We start from the raw sequence: 5,067 nt of genomic DNA on the forward strand, positions 1-5,067 counted from the left end.
GCAGACCTGCCCCACCTGCAGGTGCGATCCGGCGGCTCCACCAGCGTGGACATCTCAGCCAAGGGCATCGACAAGGCTTATGCCATGACCTCCCTGGCCAAGATACTGGGCGTGGATGTCGGTCAGATCGCCTTCGTGGGCGACCGGATGGATCCGGACGGCAACGATTATCCAACTGCTCTGGCCGGGGCCATGGCTCTGCGTGTGCATAATCCGGCCGATGCCCTGGACCTGATCCGGGCTCTGGAGGCAGATCTGGCCTGAACCTACTGAACCTGTCCGCAGACAATTCTGTGGACGGATGGTCTGTTCATGCACATGGCTCTGTCTTGCTTTCCTATCCTCAATGTTTGAGGGTTGGCTAGGCGTTATGCGCAACCTTTCATCGGCATCCGGCCGGTTCCGACAGGCCGCTTGTGCTGTCGCCTCAGCCTTGGCAAGCTCGGCCCTAGACCTGCTGGCTCCTCGAGCCTGCGCCGGCTGTGGCCGCCCTGATCTTCTGCTATGCCCCACTTGCAGATCCCTGCTCTTCCGGCCCCTATCGGTGCCTGCGCCCGCCTATGCTATAGGCCTGGCCCTGGCCTGTGCTCCATATCGAGGACCTGTCAGGCGGATCATTCTAGCCTGGAAGGACCACGACAACCGGCCCTTGGACGCACCCTTGGGCCAGGTCATGGCCGATCTTGCCCCGGTCCTGGCTAGACTGATCGATCCTCTGCTCCGGTCCAAGCCTGCAAAGGCGATCCTGGTGGTTCCCGCCCCATCCTCGTCCGCATCCCTGCGCAGGCGGGGGAGGGTTCATCTGCAGCCGATCCTTCTGTCTCTGGTCCAGTCCCTGCAGCAGCAGGGTCTGACTGTCCGTGTGGAACCGGCGCTGATCATGAACTCCGTCAGAACCAAGTCCGTCCAGGCGGGCGGCCGTCGGAACCGTTCACGTCGGCTAGCGGGCCGGATCGCAGTTGCGGATCCCTCACGCCTGGCTGGCCATCCCGTCCTGGTGGTGGACGACATCATCACCACAGGATCCACCATCCGCCAGTGTGCTCGTGCCCTGGAGACTGCAGGCGCCCTGCCGTTGGCTGCCTTGGCTCTGGCGGCCGTTCCTCCAGGCCATGAGGATCTCTAGCGGGCCTGGGCCACGGCCATCTCGTCCCAGCGGGTGGTGGCCCGAGGGGAGAGCATGCCCCGGTTCATGGCCCAGTCGGCCCCCGTATCCTCGTCGCTCCGGCCCTGGCCGCGGATGCCTCCGTAGCCTACGCCCACCCGGAAGGGACCGAAACGACGGGTGGCATCCTCCAGGACATTCCCCAGACCATGGGTGTCCCGGGCTGCGTCCAGACCTTCCAAGGTGTGGAAATGGTCAGCATTGGTCAGGTCCAGCAGAACCACCCCGGCCCGGATCCAGCGGGCGTGCGGATCTACTCGGCCCTTGAGTGCCCGGCTGGCTGCGCCGGCGATGACCAGGGGGTCGTCGCTGGGATCCTCCAGGACGACAGTCCGGCCGGCTGTGCAGAACTGCTGGGGCGCATAGGGGCTGGTGGAGCAGAAGACCCGCACTTTGCCACAGAGGCCGTGCTGCCGACGCAGACGGCGACAGGCCTTCTGGGCATAGATGCTCAACGCCTGGGCCAGGGTGGCGTAGCCCTCGATGGGGTGGGAGAACATGCGCGAGCACAGAATCTGATCGGTGCGCACGCCCCTGGCGGCATCCGTTTCGGGCTCGATGCAGGGCTGTCCCCTCAATTCCAGGACGGTGCGCTGCAGCATGACGGAGAACCGGTGCCGGATTAGGGAAGGATCAGCGTCGCGCAGGTCCAGGGCAGTGGTGATGCCCATGCCCATAAGTCTGCCGGTCAGCCGTCGGCCCACCCCCCAGACCTGGTCAACGGGCACTGATGCCAGAGCCTGGTCGCCATACTGGGACTCCACCTGGCTCCAGAGGGTGATCCCCTCGGTCGAGGGATGGTCCTTGGCCCAGTGGTTGGCTACCTTGGCTAGGGTCTTGGTAGGTGCCACACCCACGCTAACGGGAATGCCGGTGGATCGCAGGACTGCGGCACGCAGCTCCCGGCAGATCTTGACAGTGCATTTGTCATTCCAGATGCTGTCCATGAAGCACTCGTCGATGGAGTAGACCTCCTGGTTGGGCAGAAAATGGGCCATGATGGCCATCATGCGCCTGGAGAGGCTGGCGTAGAGCTCATAGTTGGAGCTGCGGGCCACCACCCCGTCCTGCAAGGCCCGTTCACGAATGGTAAACCAGGGTGTGCCGTTGGTGATGCCCAGGGCCTTGGCCGGACGGTTGCGGGCCACTACGCAGCCGTCGTTGTTGGAAAGCACGACCACCGGACGGTCAGCCAGGGAAGGATCGAAGACGGCCTCGCAAGAGGCAAAGAAAGAATTGGCATCAGCCAGGACTATCCGGCTTGTCAGAGCGGTTCCGGATGCAGGATCGGCCGGTCTCTGCGCGCTCATGCCGACCCCCAGCCCATAGAAGGGTAGGTGGGTTTCCGGTCTTGGCTTCCTGTGCGCCTGCGTCCTTGCTGGGTGTGTCCGGGATAGGTGACCTGAGGTAGGGGAGAACTGCTCCGGGATTCGCCTTTGGTGTCTACCCGCTGCCAGTGGTAGTTGCCGATGACTACCCCCCAGATGACCAGTTCCTCGCCCTCCTGGGGCATGAAGTCGGGGTAGGCAGGGTTCTCGGCCCGCAGAATGGTCCGCCCCTTGCGCCTGGCCAGCCGCTTGACCAGCAGCTCGTCGTCCAGGATGGCGATGACGATGTCCCCCTCACGCGGCTCCAGGGAACGGTCGACCACCAGCAGATCCCCATCGAAGATGCCGGCACCGGTCATAGAATCGCCGGCCACGTGGATGATGAAAGTAGCGTCGGGGTGGACAATGACGTTCTGGTCGAAGCTGAAGTCACCGCTGAAGTAGTCCTGGGCCACTGAGGGGAAGCCGGCGTGGACGGCCTCCAGGGCCTGGGGGACGGGGCTAGGGTGCCCTCGAAAGAGGCTCAGGGCATCGACCCGGCACTCTGGCAGGGAAGCAGGGGCCGCATCTGGCGACCCATGGATGGTAGCGACCATGGCACACCTCGAACTCGATGACATTCGAACAAATGTTCGATTTCATTATGAGTCGACGAGCGCCTGCCCGTCAATGCGGCGCGTCGGACCTGCCGGAGCGGCCCCCATCCCCCTCGTCCTCATCGGGATCGCGGTGGTATCTGGGCAAGGTGATTTCGAAGTCCGCTCCGCGCGGATCGTCTACCACCTGCACCTGGCCTCCATGCAGTTGGGCCGCCCAGCGTGCGATGGACAGCCCCAGCCCGGTGCCTCCCGACTCGGTGCCTGGTCCGGCCTTGCCCTTGACGAAGCGCCGGAAGATGTCGGTGCGGGCTTCGGGAGGTATCTGCGAGCCGAAGTTGACCACGTTGGTGACTATGGTCTCCTGCTGCCGATCTTCGTGGGCCTGGATCAGCACCGTGGTGCCGTCGGCCGAGTGCTTCAGGGCGTTGCTGATGACGTTGGTGAAGAGCTGGCGCAGCCGGTCCTGGTCGCCCTCCATTCTCAGACCTTTCTCCAGGTCCACCTGGATGTCGTGGGCGTGCCCGGCGTCGGCTATGGCCAGGGGCTGGAGGGTCTCGTCAATGAAGTCCCCGAAGTCGAAGTCCTCGATCTGCAGGCTGGCGGCCCCGGCCTCCATCCTCGACAGGTCCAGCAGGAAGGCAATCAGGTCGGACAGGCGGTGTGTCTGCTCCAGAATTCCCTCCAGGTTAGCTGGAGTGGGCTCGGTCACCCCGTCCGCCATGTTCTCCACCATGGCCTGCAGGGCCGAGACCGGAGTGCGCAGCTCGTGGCTGACATTGGCCACCATGTCCCGGCGCATCTGGTCGGCGTGCTGGAGCTCCTCGGCCATCTCGTTGAAGGACTGGGCCAGGAGTCCCACTTCGTCATGGCTGGTCGTCGTGGCGTGGACCCGGACCGTGTAGTCCCCGTCGGCCATGGCTTCGGCCGCATCCCGCATCTGCCGCAGGGGAGCGGTGAGCCCTCGGGAGAAGAAGTAGGTGATCCCCAGGGCCACCACCAGGGTCAGCGGCATAGCAATCCAGCCGCTCCAGCCCATCTTCAGCAAGAACCAGGCCATGACAAAAGCAATGGCTGTGGAGATGATGATCAGGACGCTCAGCTCCACCTTCAATGAGGCGAAGGATCCGATAGGCCGTTCGCGATCTACCCGCGCACTCAGACTGGGTCCCTTGCGCCGGCTTCTGCCGTCCTTGCTCATGGCGTGCATCCGTGGTCGTTACCGCTGATCCTGTTCCTGATCCTCGGGCGGCTCGAAGGCGTACCCCACTCCATGCACGGTGCGGATCATCTGCGAGCCCAGCTTGTGGCGTAGGGCTTTGACGTGGGAATCCACCGTCCTGGTGCCCGAGGCATCCACCCAGTCCCAGACCTCCTCCAGCAGCTTCTCGCGGGTGAGCACGGACTTGGGCCGACGGGCCAGCGTGGCCAGCAGGTCGAATTCAGTGGGGGTCAGGTGGATCTGCTCCCCGCGCAGTGTCACGATGCGCTGGGCCGGGTCGATGACCAGGGATCCGAAGTCCAGCACCTTTTCGTTCTCGGAGTTCTTGGCGATGACCTTGGCCCGCTCCACCCGGCGTAGAAGGGCCTTGCAGCGGGCGATCAGCTCGCGCATGGAGAAGGGCTTGGTCATGTAATCGTCGGCACCGGCGCCCAGACCGGTCACCTTGTCGGCCTCGTCGTCTCTGGCGGTCAGAATCAGCACCGGTACCGGCCGCTCGGCCACGATCCGCTTGGTGGCCTCCAGTCCGTCCATGACGGGCAACATGATGTCCATGATGACCAGGTCGGGTTTGATCTGGGATGCGGCCTGCACGGCGCTGGCACCGTCCGAGGCCACCCGGGCCGTCCACCCTTCGGCGGTGATGCGCTGGGCGATGGCGGTGGCCAGGGTGGGTTCATCCTCAACCACCAGGATGGTGCTGGGTGTAGTGTAGCGGCTTGTGTTTTTGATCATGCCTACCTCTGTCTTCGATCA

6 protein-coding genes are annotated in these 5,067 nt (G+C 64.2%); 2 read left to right on the forward strand and 4 right to left on the reverse strand.

Annotated features, from left to right (window positions below; genetic code table 11):
- Together AC0AP0_RS08890 and AC0AP0_RS08895 are read left to right on the forward strand one after the other, a co-directional pair.
- A partial coding sequence (locus AC0AP0_RS08890) for an HAD hydrolase family protein (protein WP_490430203.1) occupies window positions 1-264 on the forward strand: 264 nt, incomplete at its 5' end.
- Window positions 265-370: 106 nt separating this feature from the next.
- On the forward strand, window positions 371-1,126 hold the full coding sequence (locus AC0AP0_RS08895) for a ComF family protein (protein ID WP_490430204.1): 756 nt from the start codon (window positions 371-373) through the stop codon (window positions 1,124-1,126).
- On the opposite strand, the gene AC0AP0_RS08900 is transcribed toward AC0AP0_RS08895, so the two are convergent.
- The 4 genes from AC0AP0_RS08900 to AC0AP0_RS08915 all read right to left on the reverse strand — a co-directional run bounded on the left by AC0AP0_RS08900 (window position 1,123) and on the right by AC0AP0_RS08915 (window position 5,046).
- The gene (locus AC0AP0_RS08900) at window positions 1,123-2,475 is read right to left on the reverse strand and encodes a Y-family DNA polymerase (protein ID WP_490430205.1); all 1,353 of its coding nucleotides are present in this window, start codon (window positions 2,473-2,475) and stop codon (window positions 1,123-1,125) included. The genes AC0AP0_RS08895 and AC0AP0_RS08900 overlap by 4 nt on opposite strands.
- Window positions 2,472-3,089, reverse strand: coding sequence for a LexA family protein (locus AC0AP0_RS08905; RefSeq protein ID WP_490430206.1), 618 nt, complete (start codon window positions 3,087-3,089; stop codon window positions 2,472-2,474). The genes AC0AP0_RS08900 and AC0AP0_RS08905 overlap by 4 nt, the downstream gene beginning before the upstream one ends.
- Before the next feature lie 70 nt (window positions 3,090-3,159).
- Entirely contained in the window at window positions 3,160-4,290 is a 1,131-nt protein-coding gene (locus AC0AP0_RS08910; RefSeq protein ID WP_110413288.1) for a sensor histidine kinase, read from the reverse strand.
- A gap of 18 nt (window positions 4,291-4,308) precedes the next feature.
- Complete coding sequence (locus AC0AP0_RS08915) at window positions 4,309-5,046, reverse strand: response regulator transcription factor (protein WP_110413031.1); 738 nt, start codon at window positions 5,044-5,046, stop codon at window positions 4,309-4,311.
- Between the last annotated feature and the right edge of the window lie 21 nt (window positions 5,047-5,067).

The organism is Bifidobacterium sp. POST2/T3 (B1) (assembly GCF_058197115.1).

What these genes read in the sequence shown, in the direction of transcription:
- AC0AP0_RS08895 (WP_490430204.1), top strand. Translation starts at nt 371, where the DNA reads ATGCGCAACCTTTCATCGGCATCCGGCCGGTTCCGACAGGCCGCTTGT.
- AC0AP0_RS08900 (WP_490430205.1), bottom strand. Translation starts at nt 2,475, where the DNA reads ATGAGCGCGCAGAGACCGGCCGATCCTGCATCCGGAACCGCTCTGACA.
- AC0AP0_RS08905 (WP_490430206.1), bottom strand. Translation starts at nt 3,089, where the DNA reads ATGGTCGCTACCATCCATGGGTCGCCAGATGCGGCCCCTGCTTCCCTG.
- AC0AP0_RS08910 (WP_110413288.1), bottom strand. Translation starts at nt 4,290, where the DNA reads ATGAGCAAGGACGGCAGAAGCCGGCGCAAGGGACCCAGTCTGAGTGCG.
- AC0AP0_RS08915 (WP_110413031.1), bottom strand. Translation starts at nt 5,046, where the DNA reads ATGATCAAAAACACAAGCCGCTACACTACACCCAGCACCATCCTGGTG.